The organism is Granulicatella elegans, from assembly GCF_020735385.1.
Classification (GTDB): Bacteria; Bacillota; Bacilli; order Lactobacillales; family Aerococcaceae; genus Granulicatella; species Granulicatella elegans_B.
Genome location: NZ_CP085953.1, coordinates 1280774 through 1302050, shown reverse-complemented (window position 1 = coordinate 1302050; position 21277 = coordinate 1280774). Strand labels below are relative to the sequence as shown.

The 21277-nt window shown below is 33.2% G+C and carries 21 protein-coding genes and 2 pseudogenes; 10 read left to right on the top strand and 13 right to left on the bottom strand.

Annotation, left to right across the window (positions count from 1 at the left end):
• Window position 1: 1 nt before the first annotated feature.
• The 6 genes from LK443_RS06490 to LK443_RS06465 all read right to left on the bottom strand — a co-directional run bounded on the left by LK443_RS06490 (window position 2) and on the right by LK443_RS06465 (window position 5908).
• Entirely contained in the window at window positions 2-1489 is a 1488-nt protein-coding gene (locus LK443_RS06490; protein WP_227931130.1) for a replication initiation and membrane attachment family protein, read from the bottom strand.
• 12 nt (window positions 1490-1501) lie between these two features.
• Complete coding sequence (nrdR, locus tag LK443_RS06485) at window positions 1502-1978, bottom strand: transcriptional regulator NrdR (protein WP_227931129.1); 477 nt, start codon at window positions 1976-1978, stop codon at window positions 1502-1504.
• 29 nt (window positions 1979-2007) lie between these two features.
• Window positions 2008-2613 (bottom strand): dephospho-CoA kinase, encoded by a 606-nt coding sequence (coaE, locus tag LK443_RS06480; protein WP_227931128.1) that lies wholly within the window; start codon window positions 2611-2613, stop codon window positions 2008-2010.
• Window positions 2614-2776: 163 nt separating this feature from the next.
• Window positions 2777-3916 carry an ABC transporter permease gene (locus LK443_RS06475; protein ID WP_227931127.1) on the bottom strand — a complete coding sequence of 380 codons (1140 nt, stop codon included), beginning with the start codon at window positions 3914-3916 and terminating at the stop codon, window positions 2777-2779.
• The gene (locus LK443_RS06470; protein WP_227931126.1) at window positions 3903-4967 is read right to left on the bottom strand and encodes an ABC transporter permease; all 1065 of its coding nucleotides are present in this window, start codon (window positions 4965-4967) and stop codon (window positions 3903-3905) included. The genes LK443_RS06475 and LK443_RS06470 overlap by 14 nt, the downstream gene beginning before the upstream one ends.
• Window positions 4964-5908, bottom strand: a complete 945-nt coding sequence (locus LK443_RS06465; protein WP_227931125.1) for an ABC transporter ATP-binding protein — start codon at window positions 5906-5908, stop codon at window positions 4964-4966. Before LK443_RS06465 ends, LK443_RS06470 begins: the two co-directional genes overlap by 4 nt.
• 160 nt (window positions 5909-6068) lie before the next feature.
• Between LK443_RS06465 and LK443_RS06460 the strand changes: the two genes are divergently transcribed.
• Both LK443_RS06460 and LK443_RS06455 read left to right on the top strand, forming a co-directional pair.
• A complete protein-coding gene (locus LK443_RS06460) occupies window positions 6069-7118 on the top strand; it encodes a sensor histidine kinase (protein WP_227931124.1) in 1050 nt (349 codons plus the stop codon).
• Window positions 7111-7724: pseudogene (locus LK443_RS06455) on the top strand (response regulator). Before LK443_RS06460 ends, LK443_RS06455 begins: the two are co-directional and overlap by 8 nt.
• Before the next feature lie 203 nt (window positions 7725-7927).
• On the opposite strand, the gene LK443_RS06450 reads toward LK443_RS06455, so the two are convergent.
• From LK443_RS06450 to LK443_RS06435, 4 genes are all read right to left on the bottom strand, one after another.
• Entirely contained in the window at window positions 7928-9274 is a 1347-nt protein-coding gene (locus LK443_RS06450) for a glucose-6-phosphate isomerase (RefSeq protein ID WP_227931123.1), read from the bottom strand.
• A 60-nt stretch (window positions 9275-9334) separates the two neighbouring features.
• A complete protein-coding gene (locus LK443_RS06445; protein WP_227931122.1) occupies window positions 9335-9727 on the bottom strand; it encodes a CvfD/Ygs/GSP13 family RNA-binding post-transcriptional regulator in 393 nt (130 codons plus the stop codon).
• A 9-nt stretch (window positions 9728-9736) separates the two neighbouring features.
• On the bottom strand, window positions 9737-10330 hold the full coding sequence (locus LK443_RS06440; protein ID WP_227931121.1) for a peptidylprolyl isomerase: 594 nt from the start codon (window positions 10328-10330) through the stop codon (window positions 9737-9739).
• Window positions 10331-10424: 94 nt separating this feature from the next.
• Complete coding sequence (locus LK443_RS06435; protein WP_227931120.1) at window positions 10425-11072, bottom strand: CpXC domain-containing protein; 648 nt, start codon at window positions 11070-11072, stop codon at window positions 10425-10427.
• A gap of 152 nt (window positions 11073-11224) precedes the next feature.
• Here LK443_RS06435 and LK443_RS06430 point away from each other — a divergent pair, with 152 nt between their 5' ends.
• The 3 genes from LK443_RS06430 (at window position 11225) to LK443_RS06420 (ending at window position 13313) form a co-directional block, all read left to right on the top strand.
• Window positions 11225-11734: a divergent PAP2 family protein gene (locus LK443_RS06430; protein WP_227931119.1), complete on the top strand. Its 510-nt coding sequence runs from the start codon at window positions 11225-11227 to the stop codon at window positions 11732-11734.
• Window positions 11735-11736: 2 nt separating this feature from the next.
• Window positions 11737-12738, top strand: a complete 1002-nt coding sequence (locus LK443_RS06425; RefSeq protein ID WP_227931118.1) for an NAD(P)/FAD-dependent oxidoreductase — start codon at window positions 11737-11739, stop codon at window positions 12736-12738.
• Window positions 12739-12806: 68 nt separating this feature from the next.
• The gene (locus LK443_RS06420; protein ID WP_227931117.1) at window positions 12807-13313 is read left to right on the top strand and encodes a phosphatidylglycerophosphatase A; all 507 of its coding nucleotides are present in this window, start codon (window positions 12807-12809) and stop codon (window positions 13311-13313) included.
• Between the two features lie 52 nt (window positions 13314-13365).
• On the opposite strand, the gene LK443_RS06415 is transcribed toward LK443_RS06420, so the two are convergent.
• The 3 genes from LK443_RS06415 to LK443_RS06405 all read right to left on the bottom strand — a co-directional run bounded on the left by LK443_RS06415 (window position 13366) and on the right by LK443_RS06405 (window position 16891).
• Entirely contained in the window at window positions 13366-14685 is a 1320-nt protein-coding gene (locus tag LK443_RS06415; RefSeq protein WP_227931116.1) for an ISL3 family transposase, read from the bottom strand.
• A 232-nt stretch (window positions 14686-14917) separates the two neighbouring features.
• Window positions 14918-15622: a CpXC domain-containing protein gene (locus LK443_RS06410; RefSeq protein WP_227931115.1), complete on the bottom strand. Its 705-nt coding sequence runs from the start codon at window positions 15620-15622 to the stop codon at window positions 14918-14920.
• A 12-nt stretch (window positions 15623-15634) separates the two neighbouring features.
• Window positions 15635-16891, bottom strand: a complete 1257-nt coding sequence (locus tag LK443_RS06405) for a hypothetical protein (protein ID WP_227931114.1) — start codon at window positions 16889-16891, stop codon at window positions 15635-15637.
• Between the two features lie 136 nt (window positions 16892-17027).
• Between LK443_RS06405 and LK443_RS06400 the strand changes: the two genes are divergently transcribed.
• The 5 genes and pseudogenes from LK443_RS06400 to LK443_RS06380 all read left to right on the top strand — a co-directional run bounded on the left by LK443_RS06400 (window position 17028) and on the right by LK443_RS06380 (window position 21242).
• The gene (locus tag LK443_RS06400) at window positions 17028-17711 is read left to right on the top strand and encodes a LexA family transcriptional regulator (RefSeq protein WP_227931113.1); all 684 of its coding nucleotides are present in this window, start codon (window positions 17028-17030) and stop codon (window positions 17709-17711) included.
• A gap of 9 nt (window positions 17712-17720) precedes the next feature.
• A pseudogene (locus LK443_RS06395) lies at window positions 17721-19135 on the top strand (Y-family DNA polymerase).
• On the top strand, window positions 19132-19512 hold the full coding sequence (locus LK443_RS06390) for a hypothetical protein (RefSeq protein ID WP_227931112.1): 381 nt from the start codon (window positions 19132-19134) through the stop codon (window positions 19510-19512). The pseudogene LK443_RS06395 and the gene LK443_RS06390 overlap by 4 nt, the downstream one beginning before the upstream one ends.
• Window positions 19487-19879, top strand: coding sequence for a DUF5960 family protein (locus tag LK443_RS06385; RefSeq protein ID WP_227931111.1), 393 nt, complete (start codon window positions 19487-19489; stop codon window positions 19877-19879). The genes LK443_RS06390 and LK443_RS06385 overlap by 26 nt, the downstream gene beginning before the upstream one ends.
• Window positions 19879-21242 (top strand): IS3 family transposase gene (locus tag LK443_RS06380; protein ID WP_227931110.1). Its coding sequence is split into 2 segments (ribosomal slippage): window positions 19879-20320 and window positions 20320-21242, totalling 1365 coding nucleotides; the frame shifts between segments, so codons are not numbered across the junction. The genes LK443_RS06385 and LK443_RS06380 overlap by 1 nt, the downstream gene beginning before the upstream one ends.
• The last annotated feature ends 35 nt before the right edge of the window (window positions 21243-21277 follow it).

Below are 21277 nucleotides of genomic sequence, written 5' to 3'. Positions count from 1 at the left end.
ACTATTCTCCCTTCATTTGTTCAGAATTCCCACTTGTTTTCAATTGAGAAAGCTGTGCTTTTAACAATTGAAGATTTTCATCATCTAATGGACTTTCTTTTGTTTCATTTGGTTTCATTGCCCAGTCAGGAACAGAAGCCACTCTTCCTTTTGGAGCATTTCCATAATATTTTTTACCTGAATATGACTGTGCTTGTCGATTTTCGATTTTTTCTTTACGACTTGCTTTAAACTCTTTATCTCTTTGTCGAACCGCTTCAATGGCACTTTCAGCTGTTTGAATGCCTTTTTGACTCCAATCATTTGCAATGGTATCGATTAAATTTTTATTAATCGTTGGATTATTTTTAACAACTAATACGTAATGAATTAAAATATTAATCACTTCTGATGGAATCGTTCCTACTTGAACTAAATCTAAAATAATTCGTTGTTCTCCATTTGAAACATAGCCATTTCTTTGTTGCTTAATACTTGTCATAAAGTCAAATGGTGTCATTTCTTTTGCTAAGGTTATTAATCGTTGAATCGTTTGAGGCAAATGAGTAGCCGCTTGACTTGCTTTTTGTTTTTCTTTTGCAACAACTTCTGAAACTGCAGGCATACTTTCTTTTTTAGAAACAACTGGAGTTACAATAACCTCCTCTTGTTTAGGTGCTGCTAAATGCTGATTTGCATTTATAATAATGGAATACAATTCCTTTTCATCGATTTCACCCGTTGATAAATCCGCAGCATAAATCACATATTGCGCAATTTCTCTTTCCGTTAATCCATAATATAATTGGAAGCTATTTAACATTTGCTTCACCTCAGGCGTTAAAGCCTGTTCATGAACAAATTGACTCTTTAATAGATCGGTTAATAATTCCCAATCAATAGTAGAATTCATGACTAATGATTCTTGTTGCTTCACATCTTTAATCATTTGTTTTTCTTGAGCAATATTTCTCTTGTACTGTGACATATTGAAAGGTAATTGGAATCCTTCTTGGAAAGTACTGGTCACCTCTTCCCCATAAGCAGCCTTTTCTTTTACACTAAAACGTTTTTGTAAAATTTCAAAACGTTGATGCCCCACTTGATTCACTAAAAGTGTCGATAATAAAGCATCTTTGAAAAATAAATTTGGACTTGCTGGTGCTTGTAATTCAAATGTATATTGAGCACTAATCGATTCTTCATCTTCATAACGATATGTTTTTAATAAGCCAACCGATTCTAAACGGATTCTTGCTTGGTAAAAATCTGGAATTCCCATATTCACTAACGCCAATAAATCCGCCAATCGAATGACATCACTTTGATAGGAATTCGGAGAAAGCTCACTAAATAAGACTAAATATAAAGTTGAGGCTTGAACCCCTAAAAATGGTACATATAATTGTGTCACAAATTGTAATTCACGTTGTGTCAGCCAAACTTGCTGAGTTACTTGAATACAATCACGTGGATTCAACTGACTCCACTTTATTGATTTCTCGTCCATTTGATCCTCCTATTATGATTGACTATCTTTACGATCCATTTCAAAAGACATTCTTTCTAATTCTTTTAAGAACATTTTTCGATCGGTAAATTGACGATAGACACTTGCAAAACGAATATAAGCAATATCATCAATTTTAGCGAGGTAATCCATGACCATCTCTCCGATTAACATACTTGAGATTTCATTTTCTCCCTCTTGATTAATTTTATGTTCTACTTCATTCACAATTTGTTCTAATTGACTTAATGGAATCGGACGTTTTTCAGCTGAGCGAACTAATCCATTTAATAATTTTTCACGACTAAACGCTTCACGATTTCCATTTCTTTTAATGACTAAAATCGGCGCTTTTTCTAACCGTTCAAAAGTTGTAAATCGATAACCACATTCATCGCATTCTCTTCTTCTTCGAATTGAACGACCATCGTCTGCTGGACGGCTATCAATCACTCGTGAACCATTAAATTTACATTTTGGACATTGCATGACGATGTCCCCTTTCTTCTACTTTTTTCTTATTGTAGTATATCATTTTTCTTTTCTACTAGCCACTGTTCAACTTGATGATATAACTGCTGAATCGAAGTTTGATTATCCAATAATACTGTCGCTCTTTTTCGTTTTTCTTCGATGGATAATTGAGAATCGATTCGAGACATCGCTTCTTGTTTTGTATATTGATTTCTCTTCATTAATCGTTCTAATTGTATTTCTTTTGGGACATAAACAACGATAATTTCTTCGCATAATTCCTCGTAATGCTTTTCAAATAATAGTGGCAAATCTAAGACAATCATATTCTCCCCTTTTTGACGATACTCTTCGATTTCATCTAAAATCATAATTTTAATGAGAGGCTGTAATAGAGCATCTAATTTTTGACGGTTTTCTGCATTTGAAAAAACTAATTCCCCTAATTTTTGACGATTTAAGCTTCCATTTTCTTCAAACACATCACTACCGAAAACTTTTCTAATTTCTCTGGCACCTTGACTATTAGGTTCGACTACTTTACGAGCAACTTCATCTGCATCAATGACAGGAATTTTCAATTGTTTTAAATAAGAAGATACCGTGGATTTCCCAGAAGAAATCCCACCTGTTAATCCAACAATTTTCATAAAATTCCTCCTTGTAGCTCTTTTATTCTATGTTAGATGAAAACAAAGATTGATGCAATAAAAAACTATGTAAGAGAAACAAAAAAGGAATTTCCCCGTAGCAGCAATGAGCCTCGCTTTTGCGAGGCTGCTTGCGTCCTTTGCTACTTTAAGGAAATTCCAATTAAATAAATTTTTTATTGCGACGAATGCGCTGCACGCTAAACGCCATTACGACATATAAAATAGTAAATAAAACAATCATCCCTAAATGGAATGCATAACTTGAAAACTCTGTTGAAGAATTGTTCGCTGCAGAAGTCACGTAATAAACAGGGAAGAATTTAGCAATATTCACTCCAAAAGAACTTACGAGATCTAAAGGAACAAAAATTCCAGATAAAAACGCTAGCCCCATCCCAAATATTGTACTTGCAGCTGAATAAGCATATTGGTTCTCGCCAATAACTACTGCACAAAGAAATGACAAAGCATAAGCTGAAATTGCCGAAACTGTACTCAATAATAAAATCTTCAACGCTTGAGAACTCGTATAAAATTCAGGAGATAATATTTCTACAAAAAGCAGATTAATGCCAACAATCAAACCTACAATCGTTAACCCTGCTAAAAATTGTTCCAACATCACTCTACGCTCATCTTTCATCGCAATCGCAATTCTCTTGGCAACTTCTTTTCCTTTCATTTTAGAAAAAATTGTACCAAATAAATAAATGAACACTGAAAAATAGATAAATGGACTATAAGCAAAATAATGTTCACCAAATTTTTCTTTAGAGTATTGACTGGATACTACTTCTTTCGATAGCAATGTTACTTTAGCTTCTTGAGACATAATAGTATCAATTTTTTCCGCACTAAAATCCCCTTGTTTTTTTAAAGCGACTGCGTATCGAATATATGCATTTACGTACTCACGAATTAAATGACCCGATAATGAATGAGAGATTTCCATTGCAACAACTTCTTGTTCTTTTTCCAATTTTGAATGTACATCACTTGGAATCCATAACACTGCATCTACATCCCCTGCATAAATCATTTCTTTCACACTTGTATCACTGTTCGTTGTGAACTGTACGTTATGATTTTTTTGCAGTGTTTGAACTAAATGTTTCATGATTTCATCAGTTCCATTCGACTCATCTTTTATTATCATTTTAATAGAAGTATCTTCAAATTTACTCGTTTCATTCTTTCCAGAGACTTGAAGTAAGGCCATTCCTATAAAAATTATTAAATAAACGATGGCATACATTTTATACCGATTTGCAAGTTTTAAAAAATATTTATAAACTGTCATAACGTGTTCTCCTTAATCTCCAAAATGCACATACAGTTAAGAGGGCAATATAAATTCCAAGTAATCCATAAATTCTCCCCATTTGGGTACTTCCATTAAAACGATTCAATTGATAAAAACCAGACATGATTAAAGCTACCGGATTAAACTGATTCACCCATGGCAAACTACTATTTATAAATACTCGAATAGCACTTCCCATTAACCCTGCAATAGCCGATAAAATCATATTCATCATTAAAGCAATGATAATTCTTCCTTGCATACTGAGCTGTTGAAGTGTCCCCACTAAAATTCCTAATGCTAATCCAAAAATATTCCCGATAACCATCAATGCTATACTTCCTGTCCAATCAGAAAATAATTGCAATTTAAGAATTTGCGTTAAATACACTAATAAAATAATATTTGAAACTAGATTCAACGTTAATCCTGTAGCAAAACTGTAAATCAGAAATTTCCATTTACTAAATGAACTTCCCATAACTCTTCGTCCCACTTCAGATAAATTACCATTCATATATGCTACACAAACAACTCCACTAAAGATTGAATACATTGCAAAACTTGCTAGACTTGAATAGAACATCATTGTTCCTTCACTGACCTCACTCTTTGTTTCTGTTATCCAACTTTTTTGAAAATCAATCGAAGAGGCACTTTGGCCAAGAGACTGAACTTGCTTAATTTGAGTTATGACATTTTTTAACACACTTTGAGGAGTACCTGATTCTTTTGCGACTACAACATCCAACTGATCATCAACAAATCCATCGACTTCACCATCAAGCGTTAACTGCTTTCCTTCTTCTGCTGAAGTGACATCTGTAATTTCAAAATTCTCCCCTGCTTGTTCGAATACAAAATGAAAAGGATGATCCTTAGTCATCGCCACACGAACTGGAGTTAATTCTTGATGAATCACACCAGAAAGAGATAAATAAAAGAAAGTCGTTAAAATTACCGGATAACATAATACCCAAAATGAAAATGCAAAATCTTTTACCGCATCTTTAAATAAATACTTAAATAACTTTAGAAATGTCATCATCTATCACGAAGTCCTTTCCCAGTATAGGCTAGAAACACATCATCTAAACTTGGTTGTTCACTATATAAACGCACATAATTTAACTGCAATTCTTCAATCGTGTTGGCAACATGCATTAAATGATTATTTCCCTTTTTAAAATGAAACTTCAACTGTTGTTTTTGTTCTTCCATCACTAAAATTTGAGGAATTTGTCTTAATCGCTCTAATTGTTCACTTGTTGGAATGGTCGTTAATTCTACTTGAATAATTTCTGAAATAGTAATCGATGCTTTTAATTCTTGAGACGTTCCAGAAATAATGCTCTTTCCTTTATCCATAATCACAATACGATCACTTAATCCATCCACTTCATCTAAATAATGAGTGGTATAAATAATGGTACTGCCTTTTTCATTTAATTGACGAATTCCGTCTAAAATAAACGAACGACTTTGAGTATCAACTGCAACAGTTGGCTCATCAAAGAAAATTAAGGAAGGTTTATGGACAATTCCGCAAGCAATATTTAATCGGCGTTTCAATCCACCACTTAATTTTTTCGGAAGAAATTTACGAAAATCTTGTAATTCTGTAAATTCAATCGCTTCTTTTACATATTGTTTTCGCAATGTTGAATCTGAAATGTATAGTCCACAAAAGAAATCAATATTTTCTTCCACTGTTAAATTTTCTAAATAAGCTAACTCTTGTGGTACAATTCCAATTTGCCCTCTAGCTTTAGCAGATAATGGAAATTGATTTTCTCCTAACACTGTAATCTCTCCACTATCAAATGTTAAAAATCCTAGCATACAATTGATTAAAGTTGTTTTTCCACAGCCATTTGGACCAAGAAGCGCTAATAACTCCCCTTTTTGAATTTCAATTTCAAAGTGATTTAACGCCATTAAATCTTTATATCGTTTCACTAAACCTTTTACTACAATACTTGTTTCCATATTTTCACCGATCCTTTCATCACAATCTTAGTATATAAAATGTTTTCACTCTTACCTAGTGTCAAATATCATCATTTTCATATGACATTTGTCATATTTTTATAGAATTTTATGGCTTTTTCAGTTACACTACAATAAAAAGCAGATTGGAGGGATAGCCTTGCGTACATTCATTGAAAAATCATTATTTTTTATTCTCATCAGTATTTTTTTAGCACAGGAAAATATTGAACTGTTGACAATTTTTCTAGGATTTTGTATGTATATCCTCTCACTTTCCCCTTATGTCAGTTCAAAATTCATTTCATCGATTGCATTAGGGATTTCTGGAATACTTTGTATTCTATTCCCACAGACTGGACTTTATAGTGTACTGTTCATTATGCATGCTGTTCATTTATATGGTTTATGGGGAATTTTTTCTGGGGGGATTTTATTTTTACAGCCTAATTTATTTACCCTTATCCTCGGCATCATTGGCAGCTATATCCTAATACAAACTCAAAAAGATGAAGCTTTTCAAAAGAAAAATTATCAAATCCAAAATAATTTAGAATTAGAACGCTTGAAATTAATACAGCGCCAACAATCAAATTCTGATGAAGTTTTAAAGCAAATGGAAATTGCGACCTTAAAAGAAAGAAATCGGATTTCTCATGCATTACATGATCAACTAGGACATACTTTGAGTGCTTCTATTATGCAATTAGAAGCGCTGCAAATTATTACAACTGAACCCGTTGTAGAAGAAAAATTAGAACATTTATCAAGTATTTTACAACAGGAAATGGATGACATTCGATTAACAATCCATCAAATGTATGATGACTCATTCTCACTTTCGCAAAGAATGGATACACTCCTTCAACCTTTGAAAGAAAAAGCACAGCTAAATTTTACAAACACTATATCAGATAGTATTCCTATTAATGTAAAATATGATATTTTAACGATCTGTAAGGAATTGACAACAAACTTTATGAAACATTCTAATGGAACGCAAATTCAATTATTCCTTTTAGAACAAAAAACAACTTACACCATTAATTATAGAGACAATGGTGACCGTCCAACGAATACTCCCTCAGGCATGGGACTAACCATGATGAAGGAATTAGTGGAAAAACATAATGGAGATTTTACACTTCAAACAAATAATGGATATGAAATTTTTATTCGTATTCCAAAACAGGAGGCCTCTCATGATTAAAACCATTCTTATCGATGATGATTATTTAGTGTTACAAGCATTAGAAACTATTCTTTCTGCCCAATCTCATATTGAAGTCGTTGGAATGGGAAGTAATGGAGCTGAAGCGATTCAACTATACGAACAACATCAGCCTGATTTAGTTTTAATGGACATTCGAATGGAACCTAATTCTGGAATTGATGCAGCTAGTCAAATTTTACAAGACTATCCTGAAGCAAAAATTTTATTTTTAACGACCTTTCAAGATGATGAGTATATTACAAAAGCATTAGCGATTGGCTGTAAAGGTTATTTATTAAAGCAACATATTAAAGGCATTATCCCTGCCATCGAAGCGGTTATGAATCATCAAATAGTATATGATTCAACAATTGATATGCCGGTTAAAAAAGTCTATCAAAAAAAACAAGCAAACTTCTGAATGAACGTGAAAATGAATTATTGTATTTAGTGGCAGAAGGATACAATAATAAAGAAATCGCAGAAAAAATGTACCTAAGTGAAGGCACCATCCGAAACTACCTCTCCCTACTCTTAGAAAAATTAAACGTAAGAGACAGAACCCAATTAGCCATTTATTACTATAAAGATTTGGTAGAATAAGGAAACAAAGACACCACAAAAAGTGGTGTCTTTTAATGTGCCATTATAAAAAAAAGGAATTCCCCCGTGGCAGTAGTGATTGAAACGGCACAGCCGTTCCAATCACAGGAAATTTCGAGACCTAGGCTCGAAATTTAGCCATGAGACCGCAGGTCTGCTGGCGTCCTTTGCTACATATCGGAAATTCCAATTAAATATTTATATTATAAACGATTGTTCAACTCTTCTGCTAAGTCTTCAAATCCTGGTTTACCTAATAAAGCAAACATATTTTTCTTATACGCTTCAACACCAGGTTGGTCAAATGGATTCACACCATTTAAGTAACCAGAAATACCTACAGCGATTTCGAAGAAGTAAATTAAATGACCTAAAGTATAAGCTGACATATCAGGAATTGTTACAACAAAGTTTGGCACTTGACCATCCGTATGCGCTAATAAAGTACCTTGGAAAGCTTTTGTATTTACAAAATCCATTGTTTTACCTTGTAAATAACCTAAACCATCTAAATCTTCCTCAGTTTCAGGAATTGTTACAGTTTCATTAGGAGTACCCACTTTAATAACAGTTTCGAAGATATTACGTTGACCTTCTTGGATATATTGACCTAATGAGTGTAAATCAGTTGAGAAGTTCGCACTTGAAGGATAAATACCTTTCAAGTCTTTACCTTCTGATTCACCGAATAATTGTTTCCACCATTCTGAGAAGTATTGTAAAGTTGGCTCATAATTAATTAATAATTCAGTCACTTTACCTTTACGGTATAACACATTTCTTGCTACCGCATATTGATAAGCTTCATTTTCTTTTAAGTTTGGTGAGCTATAAGCCACACGAGCATCTTCAGCCCCTTGCATTAATGCATCTACATCTGCACCAGTTACAGCAATTGGTAATAAACCTACAGCTGTTAATACAGTGAAACGACCACCTACATCATCTGGAATGACAAATGTTTGATAACCTTCAACATCTGCTTCTGATTTTAATGCTCCACGAGCACGGTCAGTTGTTGCATAAATACGTTTAACCGCTTCTTCTTTACCATATTTTTTAATTAATAAATCTTTAAACACACGGAACGCAATCGCTGGTTCTGTAGTTGTACCTGATTTAGAAATAACGTTTACTGAGAAATCACGGTCTCCAATTAACTCAATTAAACCATGTAAGTAAGTTGAGCTAATGCTGTTTCCTGCAAATAACACTTGAGGTGCTTTACGTTGTTCTGCTGGTAAATAGTTGTAGAATGCATGATTTAAGAAATCAATTGCTGCACGAGCTCCTAAATATGAACCACCGATACCAATCACAACTAATACTTCAGAATCTTCTTGAATTTTTTTAGCTGCTTCTTTGATACGAGCAAATTCTTCTTTGTCATAGTCACGTGGTAAGTTAATCCAACCAGTGAAATCTGCACCTGCTCCTAATCCCTCTCTTAAATCTTTGTCAACTGCTGTTACAGTTGATTGTAATTGATCGATTTCTTCTTGCTTAAAGAAACCTAATGCTTTGGAATAATCAAATGAAATATGTCCCATAATGAACCTCCTAAAAATTTCTTCTTCTATTATATCAATTTTTCTATAAAATGAGTACTACTATGCTTTAGTTTCCTTCGGCTTTACAAATTTTTCTTGTGCTTCTTCAATCCAATACGGCAATTGATGCGCTAAAGATGAAAATCCAATTGGTGGAGTAAAGCGTTTCTTATTGCGTTTAATTCTCGTTGGTGTAGAAGGTACATCTAGTTTTTCTAATGCACGAATCGATAAACTAATTTTATCGGTAAATTCATCGACATCAATCACTTTTGCAGTTACTTCTTCTCCAATTTTTACAAAATTATGCACATTATCCATATATCCATGCTTACATTCAGAAATATGAATTAATCCTTGTGTTTCTTCATCCAAAGCTAGAAAAATTCCATAAGGCTGAACTCCTGTCACTTTAGCAGTAATCACATCTCCAATGCGATACGTCTGTGTCATGTTCAACCCCTACCTTTTCACTACTGTAGCTGATTCAATCACAACATCTTCTAATGGACGATCTTGACCATTACGTTTAACGGATTCAATTTTTAATACGACATCCATTCCTTCAACAACACGACCAAAAACGGTATGACGATGATCCAACCATGGTGTTCCACCATCTTTTGCATAAGCTTCAACGATTTTTTCTGGCCATCCCATCTCTTTTAATTGTGTTAACATTTGAGCAGGAACATGTTTTGCTGTAACAATGAAAAATTGTGAACCATTTGTATTTGGACCAGCATTTGCCATTGAAAGAGCTCCATAAAGATTAAATAATTCTTTTGAAAACTCATCTTCAAATTTTGGACCCCAAATCGATTCTCCACCCATACCAGTACCAGTTGGGTCTCCTCCTTGAATCATAAAGTCTTCAATGACACGATGGAAAATTACTCCGTCGTAATATCCATTTTTCGCATGTGTCACAAAGTTTTTAACGGTCTTTGGTGCACGCTTTTCAAATAATTCTAACGTAATATCCCCCATATTTGTATGTAAAATTACAACTGGGTTCCCTTTTAATTGTCTTCTTAATTGTGGAAATATAACCATTTTCCCCTTATCCTTCCCTTCTTTTCTAAGTTTTATACTGTTTCAATTAAACCATAAAATGCTTTTTTTATCAATTTATGGACGAAGTTTCAACCTACTCTTCTCCAACAGAAGCGACAATTTGTGCCCAATAGCGATCCACTAACAAATCTTTTTCTGGTTTTGCTTTTTCCAATTGTTTTTCTGCAATTTTTAATAGTTCTTCAGAAACTGGAATAAAATGAGAAATTTTCTTTCCATTTACAATATAAATTCCTACTCCTGCATCTTGTCGGTTACTAAAAAGAATACGATCAAATACGATGTTTTTTTGCAACATTCGATCTACGCAATAATATTTTACAATTTCAATAATACGATCGTCATACCCTTCTTCTGCAATGCATAACTTTTCAAAAAATTCATCACAACTTCCCACATAACGAACAGCATATCCGCTATCTAAGAAATCTTGATTGGTCGTTTGATCATCGATTAAAACTTGTTGCAATTCCTTTTGCATTTCTTCTTCTTTCGGGAAGAAATGAATTAATATTTTTTTATCCATATCTTGATAATTCAAAATATACGGAATAAAATATTTTTGCTCACAATGTGGACAAGTACATTGAAATACTGTTTGATTCATTAATTTTTCTTTTAACTCTGGAGTTTCAGTCACATTCACATTTTGATAAATCGTATAGTCAAAAGACTTTTGACATGTTTCACAGTGAATTGGGACTTGATTTACTTCTGTCATGAATATCCCTTCTTTCGAACACTACTGAGCCTAGTATACCACGTCCATCAAAAACTTTCCCCTTTTATTTACTGTTTTTCCTTTCCTTATTTGGTATAACGTTTGAGAATATGGTATAGTATAAAGGACTAATTAGGAAAGAGTGTATATATATGACTATTTTTGAAAATTATCCTTTAATAGCAGCATTATCATCAATCTTATTTGCACAATTTGTTAAATTTCCAATTGCTTTTTTCACTCGAAAAAAAGGAGCACATTTATCCCTTATGACAAGTACGGGTGGAATGCCAAGTTCTCACTCTGCTGCCGTTACTTCACTCATTACAGCTCTTGGATTGGAATATGGATTTGCTTCTCCACTTGTAGCAATTGCCACAACATTTGGTGTTATTGTTATGTTTGATGCGATGGCAGTTAGACGTCAAAGTGGTGAACAAGGAATTTTATTATCACAATTATTTGAAGAACAATTAAGAGATGAAACTACAAAATTATCAGACATTGAAATTGATGATGATGAACCAATTCAATTATTTAATACAGAAGAAAATAAAAAATTAATTATTAAGAAATATCTTGGACATAAACCAGTAGAAGTATTTGGTGGAGCAATGACAGGAATTGTAATGGCTATCCTATTACGCTTCTTATATTTCTAAGAATGGAGAATGAAATGACAACAACAGAAATCGTAGATATTGCCATTATTGGCGGTGGACCCGTGGGATTATTTACAGCTTTTTATGCTGGACTTCGTCAAGCTAGTGTAAAAATTATCGAAAGCCTTCCTCAACTTGGAGGACAACCTGGAATGTTATATCCTGAAAAAATGGTTTACGATATTCCCGCTTATCCTGAAATTTTAGCTGGAGATTTAGTAGAAAACTTAATGAAGCAATTAGAGCGATTTGAAGCTACACAAATTTGCTTAAAAGAAGAAGCTCTTCAAATTGAAAAATTCGAGGACTACTATGAAATTAGAACTTCTAAACAAAAACACTTTGCAAGAACGATTATTATTGCATGTGGAAACGGAGCTTTCCGTCCTCGCAAATTAGAATTAGAAGGTGCAGAAAATTATGAAAATCATCAACTGCACTACTTCGTTACGAATTTAGAACGATTTAGAGATAAAAACATTGCCATTTGTGGTGGTGGAGATTCAGCCGTTGACTGGGCATTAGCGTTAGAAAATATCGCCAAAAAAGTTAGCATCATTCACCGTCGTCCACAATTTAGAGCACACGAACATAGTGTTGAATTAGTTCAAAATTCTTCTATTGAAATCTTCACTCCATATATTCCTGAACGCTTAAACGGAGATGGAAATACTCTACAATCTGTTACATTTAAACAAGCTCGTGGAGAAGAAGAAATTGAATTAGAAGTGGATGACTTCATTGTCAGCTATGGTATTTCCTCTTCTATCGGATCCATTAAAGATTGGGGATTAGAACTTCAAAGAAACGCAATCATCACGAATAGTAAAATGGAAACAAACCTTCCAGGTATTTTTGCCGTTGGTGACATTGCTACATACGAAGGAAAAGTTCAAATTATCGCAACAGGATTTGGTGAAGCGCCGATTGCTGTCAACCAAGCAATGGCATACATTCATCCTGAAAAAAGAACCCAAACCATTCATAGTTCTTCTCTTTTCTAATAATATATGGTACAATGATGTATTCGTTTCCACTTTAAACAATTGGAAACGTAGAAGGAGAGTTTTTTATGAAAAATACAAAAGAATTACATGAATATGCACTATCACTTCTTCACGAACGTGGAGTTGAGTTAGAAGAAATTGCAAAATTAGTTCATTTCTTACAAGAACCATATTTTCCTAATTTAACAATTGAACACTGCTACAATAATGTTGAATTTGTTCTAAAAAAACGTGAAGTACAAAACGCCATCATTACAGGAATTGAGTTAGATAAATTAGCAGAAAAAAATCAACTATCACAACCATTAAATGATATTCTTACAAAAGATGAAGGTTTATATGGTGTAGACGAAATTCTTGCTTTATCTATCGTAAATGTTTATGGTTCTATCGGATTTACAAACTATGGTTATATCGATAAAGTAAAACCAGGAATTTTACAATTATTAAATGATAAATCAAGTGGCTGCTGCCACACATTTCTAGATGATATCGTAGGTGCCATTGCAGCAGCAGCAGCAAGTCGTGTAGCCCATGGATATCCAGAATATCAAGAAGCAGAATTAGATTAATTTAATAGGCTCTTTGTCAAATAGGGTTGATGAAACAATTTTAGTGAAGGAATTAAGCAGCGTCAGGTTGCTTAATTCCTTTTTTAGTTGTTGGAGTAAATAGTTTAGACATTAGTAGAATTCTATTTCTAAAATGAGTAAAACTGCTGTAGCCATATGCATTTCTTTTAAGTACTTTTATCTTGTTGTTAATCCCTTCAATAGGTCCATTTGAAAGTGTTGTATACTCACAAGAATTTTGTAAATACGGTAAAAATTTCTTAAATGTTTGGAGAACACGATTTAATCCATCAGACAGAAGTTTTGGTTGTACACTCATCAATTCTTCTTTAAATTCAATGAAATTTCTCTCTTTAAAAGCTTCTCTTAATTGATGTACTGTTTCATATTCTGGTTTAAGTGAAGGTACTTCTTGTAATAAATAATCTACAATTCCTTGAGAATGCGTTAACCAATCGAATAATCGGTAATAGCTGTAGTGATAGGATTGAAGGTCATCTCGATTTTTTAAGATTAGTTTCCAGTAACGTTTTAATTTATTATAAAGACGTCTGTTTTTATAACGTACTTGATTCATTTTTCTTGTTCTTGTCTTGTTTAATTCTCTATTTAAAGCTTGAATAATATGGAATGAATCAATAATAATTTTAGCCTTAGGGAATAAATGTTTAATCACTTTAATGTATGGAGCATACATATCAATCGAAATTGTTTTAACATTTAAGCGAGTTTGTAAAGGAAATCGGTTGAAATAACGAACTAAATTCTCCATTTTTCTATCTTGAACAACATCAACAAGTTGATGAGTAATAGCGTCACAATAAGCAAAACTCATACTAGCTTCAGCGGAGGCTACAGACTTAAATTCATCCCAACACATATGTTCAGGTAACTCATTTAAAGGTTTAATTCTAAGAGATTCAGCAGTTTCATTGACAACTCTGCGAACAGTATGAACAGAAACATTCATTTCTTTAGCGATATGAGATTCAGAAACTGTTTCGCAAGCTTTGACTTTCATTTCATTTTTTACATTTTTAGAAATAAAAGCATTAAGGTCTACGATACTAGTTGTATCAGCAGTAAAACTATGAGAGCATTCACGGCAGAAGAAACGCTGTTTTCTTAATTTAAGAAAAGCAGGTAATCCAGAAACCGGATTAAGCGTAATTCTAGAAGTACGAGTACCGTTTTTAACAATAGAAAAATCACGATTTACACAACTACAGTTAGGGCAAGCATCTGGGCAATAGGTATAGGTAGCGAAGAAAAACAAGCTTTTTTTCTTCTTAAAATACCCTTCTTCTACATTATCTTCCCATTTTACATTTTTATCTTTGATTTGTAGCACAACTTCTTGTATAGTAGTCATAGGGTTTCATCTCCTCTTAAATAGTTTAGACGCTTTTAATATAAGGGATGAAGCCCTTTTTGTATACACTAAAATAGGGTTGGTGGATTTTCTCCATCAACCCTATAAATTATAGAACCATTTAATACCATAAAATTACCTTAAAATAAAATTAACTTTTCTAAGGTAGCAAGGGCGCAAGCAGACTCGCAAAATGCGAGTCTGCTTACGTCCATAGCAACCTCAGTAAAGCCTAGTTTTCGTCCTCTTCCAGTTCTTCGAGACGCTTTTTCATAATTTTCTTGATTTCATAAGTATCAACTTCATATTGCATCGTTTCACACTCTTCTGCAAACTCCTCTAAAATCGCCTCATATTCCTCTTCATCAAATTCCATCATAAATACAGGACGACCTTCATGTACCCCAATAAAAGATCTCTCATCATCATCGAAAAATACTAAACTATCATATTCCTTACCAAAATCACACTTAAGCTCCATAAATGCTTTCTGCAATTCAATCGCTACATCATTTAACCCCGCTTCAAAAATAACCATCTTTTCTACTACAGCACTATAGTTAGCTTCAAAACGAATACGATACCCTTGTTCATCCAATGCACGAACATCAAGAACAAAATCTTTTTCCTCTTCTGACGTAATTCCTAAACTGTGAGACACTTGCATGAGCTTAACCCCACTATCAAATTCATTATCACTATAATAAATCCGATATTTTCTCACCTGATTCTCAATGATAAACTCATCTTGATCTATTAGCACAGTATGTTCTTCTCGACAATAAGGACATTCAAATTCAAAAATAGATCCATCTAAAATATAAGGAATCAATTCTTGTTGCCTTGGTAATTCAACTTTTTGATATTCACGTATATTAAAATGTCGTCTACAATGCAAACATCTAATCTCTCTATCCAAAAATAATTTCTCTGTCATCTCATCACCTATTTACTCTATATTCATCCAAATCGTAGCATCTTCATCATCCACGTAAGTTGTCCAAGCCACTCCAAAGGAAGCCTTCTCAGCTGTTGATGGATAATAAACAACACCGTTTGAGTCCACTTCAATTTCATAGTGTTCTGGATCTACCTTTTCAGCCCACATTCCAACTGCTAACTGATTCCACTGCCACTGTGCTCCTAGTAAATCCATTCCTTCATAAGATGTAATATAGCGCATTTCCTCGAAATCCATCGAAGCCTTTAATCCAACTGTTTTTCCCACTAATTCCTCTAACTGAGCTGGTCTTAAACGATACGAGCCATTGACTAAATTTTCTTGCCATACTCTCAATTGCGTAAATTCGTAATGCATTGGAATGACTTCTCCATCTGCTTCCAGCCAAAATTCTCCAATCGTTGTTTTTAAAATATGCACTGGATTGACCGTTTTATTTTTTCTTCCAAAAATTGTTTTTTCTCTTAATTCATTTTCTCTAGAATTATAAATAATCTGATCTCTCGGAATCGATAACTGATACTCGTTCACAGCTTCTTGATGGGAAGAAACAACATTGGTAATATATTTCAATTCTTCAATTGGAAAATCCGTAGCCTCTTCATCTCCGTAAAAAACTTTTTCAACGAAAGCTTCCACTTCTTGGAAATATTCTCCCACAGGAACTGTTACATAATCACCCACTTCTACTTCTAGGTTTTTATGACATAAATACACATATTGTTTTCGATTGCCTTCAAAGCTTACACAGCAATATTTATATTCTCCATCTTGTTCACTTGGTGCAACTTTTTCCAATGGAGAAACACTATACTCACGACAATATTCTAAGAAGTCTAGTAATTTAAAAATTTCTTCTTCAAATAAACTAATCTCATAATATTCTGTTAAATATCTTCCACCTTTAATAAAAGGACGCAATCGAATTCCTAATAAACAAACATCTGATTCATATTCTCTAGGAGAAAAATATAAAGCAATATCCTCTTCTTCAAATGATAAATGCCAAGACTCTGTTATTTCATTTTCTTTCATTTTTCTTAAAGATTCAATCCACTGATCTACTTCTCTTACACGGAGAAATTCTCCATTAACTTTTAAAGATACAAAAGCATTTTCAATCGAACATTTTCCATTCACCCATTGATTAAGAGTAGCGTCTTTTCCAATCGTACTTCCATCAAACTCAAATGACAAAGTTGTACCTAAAAATAATTTTTCTTTAAAACGAACTTTATTTTTCATATGATTTCTCCCCATTCTTCACTTGTATCTTATCATTTTTCAAATTTATTCGCTATTAATCTAAACAAGATATTGCTATTCCATATTTCATATGCTAAACTATTGTTAAGTTATAAATTAACAACTGAGGTGTTTCATGTTTTCAGCAAATCGTTTAAAAGAAATCCGCACGCAACAAGGATATTCTCAATCCTTTATCGCCAAACAACTAGAAATTAGTCGAGTAGCTTACCATCATTGGGAAAACGGAAAAACAATTCCAAATCAAAAAAATTTAATCGCATTAGCAGACATTTTCAATGTAGAAGCCAGTTATTTTGAATCGGAATATACTATTGTGACGAACTATTTACAACTACATTCAAACAATCAAAAAAAAGCAGAACACTATGTAGAGCAATTACTTCATCAGCAACAAAGTCAAAAAATACTCTATCCGATTACCGTATTAGCAGAAGTAAAACTTTCTGCCGGATTAGGAAAAGGAATTTTTGATGAATATGAAACAGAAATTGTCTACTCTCCAACAGAGCAACGAGGGTATGATATTGCTGCATGGATTCAAGGAGATTCGATGAGTCCCACTTATCAAAATGGTGAAGTTGCTCTTATTCAAGCCAATGGATTTGACTATGATGGAGCAGTCTATGCCCTAACATGGAACGAGGCCGTTTATATTAAGAAATTATATCGAGACGAACAAGGCTTTAGAATGGTTTCTTTAAATCCGAATTACCCAGAACAATTCATTCCTTATGAAGAAAATCCACAAGTAGTTGGACTCGTCGTGAATCACTTTATACCTGTATCTGCTTCCTAGAGGTTCAAAATGACCATTATTGATTATGCAAGAGAACCGCATAGTGATATTTCCTTTATTGATATGAAATCCTTCTATGCTAGTGTGGAGTGTGTAGAACGTGGATTGAATCCATTAACAACTTGCCTTTGTGTCATGAGTCGTGCAGATAATGCTAATGGACTGATTCTTGCTTCTTCCCCTATTTTTAAAAAGATTTTTGGTAAAGCTAATGTCAGTCGCTCTTATGATTTACCTTTTCATATTCAAACAAGAAAATTCAATCTAGCTGCTGCAAAAAGACAAGGTTTACCCATCAATCGAAATTTTATACGCTATATAGAAAATTGGGCACAAAAAACAGTAATTGTCCCCCCAGAATGGATCGCTACATTGAAAAAAATATGGAAATCCAAAAGATTTTTCAAAGATTTGCTGCACCAACAGATATTCTTCCTTACTCTATTGATGAAGCCTTTATTGATTTAACTTCTTCCTTAAATTATTTTATCTCGCATCATCAATTAACCAAGAAGGAAAAATTAGATGTCCTTTCTTCCAAAATCCAACAAGAAATATGGAGAAAAACAGGCATTATCTCAACTGTTGGAATGAGCAATGCAAATCCTCTTCTTGCTAAACTAGCTCTCGATAATGAAGCTAAAAAAACAAAAACAATGCGCGCCAATTGGTCCTATGAAGATGTTGAAACAAAGGTATGGGCTATTCCTTCCTTAACCGATTTCTGGGGAATTGGAAGTAGAACTGAAAAAAGATTACATAAACTAGGCATTCATAGTATTCGTGAATTAGCTGAGAGTAATCCAGATAATTTACAAAAAGAATTTGGCATTATAGGAGTCCAACTTTGGTTTCATGCCAATGGGGTTGACGAAAGTAATATCCATCAACCGTATAAAGTACAATCAAAAGGAATTGGTAATTCACAGATTTTACCACGAGATTATATTCATCAAGAAGATATAGAAATTGTCTTATCAGAAATGGCAGAACAAGTAGCGATTCGCTTAAGAAGAAGACACAAAAAAACAAAACTCGTTTCTATTTATATTGGCTTTTCAAAATATGAAATGAAATCATCCCTTCATTGCCAAGAAGCTATTGATCCAAGCAATCAAACAGCCGTCTTAACAAAGGCTGTCTTACAATTATTTCGCAAAAAATATCATAGCGGTGCTGTCCGCCAAATTGGAGTACGCTATAGTGACTTAGTTTCGGACAAATATTCCATCATTTCATTATTCGATGATCCCATTCTCATAGAAAAAGAAGAAAAATTACAACAAGCCATTGATGGGATTCGAGATGAATTTGGATTTTTATCTATTCAAAAAGGAACTTCCCTATTAGAATGTTCGAGAAATATTGCTCGTAGCAAACTCATTGGAGGACATTCTGCTGGAGGATTGGAGGGATTACAATGATTGATCGTTCTTATTTACCCTTTCGTTCTGCTCGCTTATATCAAGATCGAAAAATGGCAAAGTGGATGGGATTTTTTCTTTCTGAACATACAAGTGCATTAGAAGATGATGCAATCCCTGTCCCTACTCATTCACAACTCAGTTTAGAAGAAAAATATTTATTATTAGGGCAATTACAGCTATATTCTTTAAAAGCTCACATTTCTATTCTTGAAAACAAGCAATTATTACACTATACAGGCACATTAGAAAACCTCACTGCTACGGAATGTTTATTAAAACTCAACAATGGGTATCAAAGAATTTTTATTGAGAATATTGTCTCTATTCAACAAGTAGAGGAGGAACAGGATGAATCAGCAAGATTATTATCGTAATGAACTACAAATGAATTATTTTAGTGAAGAGTACCGTCATTTTGAAGAAGATTTTTATCACTATTCTTCTCTAACGATTCCTCTGACTTTTTTAATTGATGATGTATTATTATCCATGGCAAAAGCAAATCGCCCTTATTTTAAACTGAATGGGAAAAATGCATTGGATCATCAAGATCATTATTTTCTCTTTACAATTGAAGAAGAAGCGACTCAACCATCGATTCGTCTCTATCGCTACCATTGCGTGACTCATTCACTAGAGCAATTAAAACAACAGTATCTTTCACAACAAAAAAAACAGCTCTCCCTGTACTGCACCCCAAAAGTTAGACATGAAAAATCTAACTTTTGGGGTGTTTTTTAATGAAATTAACTTATGAAGATAAAATAGAAATTTATCAACTAAGAAAACAAGGTGAAAGTTTAAAGAATCTTTCAAAGAAATACGATATTGCCGATTCTAATATTAAATACTTAGTTCGATTGATTGATCAATATGGAATAGAAATTGTTAAAAAAGAAAAAAATCGTTACTATTCACCAAAACTAAAGCAGGAAATAATGAATAAAGTTCTTTTAGAAGGTCGTTCACAAACAAGTGTGGCTATTGATTATGCACTTCCTAATCGTTCCCTACTTTCAAATTGGCTAGCACAATATAAGAAAAATGGGTATACTATTGTTGAGAAAACAAGAGGGAGACCAAATTCAATGGGACGTAAGCCAAAGAAAAAATTAGAAGAAATGACAGAATTAGAACATCTTGAATTAGAAAATCTATACTTAAAGGCGGAAATTGCTGTTCTAAAAAAGTTGAGGGAACTACGATTGAAGGAGGAAAAAGAGAAAGAAGAAAAACTGAAATTGTTCAAGAATTAATCAATGAATTTCCATTGGATATTCTTCTTAAAGTAATTAATTTAGCTCGTTCAACGTACTATTACCATTTAAAACAAATGAACCAACCGGATAAGGATCAACAGCTTAAAGATGAAATACAAGATATTTTTACAGAACATAAGGAAAACTATGGTTACCGTAGAATTCATTTAGAATTAAGAAATCGTGGCTTTAAAGTGAATCATAAGAAGGTACAACGCTTAATGAAAGCACTTGGTTTAATTGCCCGTATTCGTCGTAAACGCAAATATTATTCATACCAAGGAGATGTTGGAAAGAAATCAGATAATCTGATTCAACGTGATTTTGAAGGATCTAAACCAATGGAAAAATGTTACACAGATGTAACGGAGTTTGCCATTCCAAGTAGTGAACAGAAACTATATTTATCACCAGTCTTAGATGGATTTAACAGTGAAATTATTGCGTTCAATCTTTCTCGTTCACCTAACTTACATCAACTAAAGGCAATGTTAAACGAGGCATTTACAGATGAAAAATACAAAAATACTATTCTCCACAGTGACCAAGGTTGGCAATACCAGCATGATTCTTATCATCGATTTTTAGAAAGTAAAGATATAAAGCCGTCTATGTCACGTAAGGGGAACAGTGCAGATAATGGTATGATGGAATCTTTCTTTGGTATTTTGAAATCAGAAATGTTTTATGGATTTGAAAAAGAATTTAAGTCTCTTGAGGAATTAGAGAAAGCTATTATCGATTATATTGATTATTACAACAACAAACGTATAAAAATTAAACTGGATGGACTAAGTCCTGTAAATTACAGAATAACTCATTCAAACTCTGCTCGTATTGCTTAACTAGTAAATCTAATTGAAAGTTTAATAATATTTCC

Coding starts and splice junctions, on each gene's coding strand:
- LK443_RS06490 (WP_227931130.1), bottom strand. CDS start 1,489: ATGGACGAGAAATCAATAAAGTGGAGTCAGTTGAATCCACGTGATTGT.
- nrdR (WP_227931129.1), bottom strand. CDS start 1,978: ATGCAATGTCCAAAATGTAAATTTAATGGTTCACGAGTGATTGATAGC.
- coaE (WP_227931128.1), bottom strand. CDS start 2,613: ATGAAAATTGTTGGATTAACAGGTGGGATTTCTTCTGGGAAATCCACG.
- LK443_RS06475 (WP_227931127.1), bottom strand. CDS start 3,916: ATGACAGTTTATAAATATTTTTTAAAACTTGCAAATCGGTATAAAATG.
- LK443_RS06470 (WP_227931126.1), bottom strand. CDS start 4,967: ATGATGACATTTCTAAAGTTATTTAAGTATTTATTTAAAGATGCGGTA.
- LK443_RS06465 (WP_227931125.1), bottom strand. CDS start 5,908: ATGGAAACAAGTATTGTAGTAAAAGGTTTAGTGAAACGATATAAAGAT.
- LK443_RS06450 (WP_227931123.1), bottom strand. CDS start 9,274: ATGGGACATATTTCATTTGATTATTCCAAAGCATTAGGTTTCTTTAAG.
- LK443_RS06445 (WP_227931122.1), bottom strand. CDS start 9,727: ATGACACAGACGTATCGCATTGGAGATGTGATTACTGCTAAAGTGACA.
- LK443_RS06440 (WP_227931121.1), bottom strand. CDS start 10,330: ATGGTTATATTTCCACAATTAAGAAGACAATTAAAAGGGAACCCAGTT.
- LK443_RS06435 (WP_227931120.1), bottom strand. CDS start 11,072: ATGACAGAAGTAAATCAAGTCCCAATTCACTGTGAAACATGTCAAAAG.
- LK443_RS06430 (WP_227931119.1), top strand. CDS start 11,225: ATGACTATTTTTGAAAATTATCCTTTAATAGCAGCATTATCATCAATC.
- LK443_RS06425 (WP_227931118.1), top strand. CDS start 11,737: ATGGAGAATGAAATGACAACAACAGAAATCGTAGATATTGCCATTATT.
- LK443_RS06420 (WP_227931117.1), top strand. CDS start 12,807: ATGAAAAATACAAAAGAATTACATGAATATGCACTATCACTTCTTCAC.
- LK443_RS06415 (WP_227931116.1), bottom strand. CDS start 14,685: ATGACTACTATACAAGAAGTTGTGCTACAAATCAAAGATAAAAATGTA.
- LK443_RS06410 (WP_227931115.1), bottom strand. CDS start 15,622: ATGACAGAGAAATTATTTTTGGATAGAGAGATTAGATGTTTGCATTGT.
- LK443_RS06405 (WP_227931114.1), bottom strand. CDS start 16,891: ATGAAAAATAAAGTTCGTTTTAAAGAAAAATTATTTTTAGGTACAACT.
- LK443_RS06400 (WP_227931113.1), top strand. CDS start 17,028: ATGTTTTCAGCAAATCGTTTAAAAGAAATCCGCACGCAACAAGGATAT.
- LK443_RS06390 (WP_227931112.1), top strand. CDS start 19,132: ATGATTGATCGTTCTTATTTACCCTTTCGTTCTGCTCGCTTATATCAA.
- LK443_RS06385 (WP_227931111.1), top strand. CDS start 19,487: ATGAATCAGCAAGATTATTATCGTAATGAACTACAAATGAATTATTTT.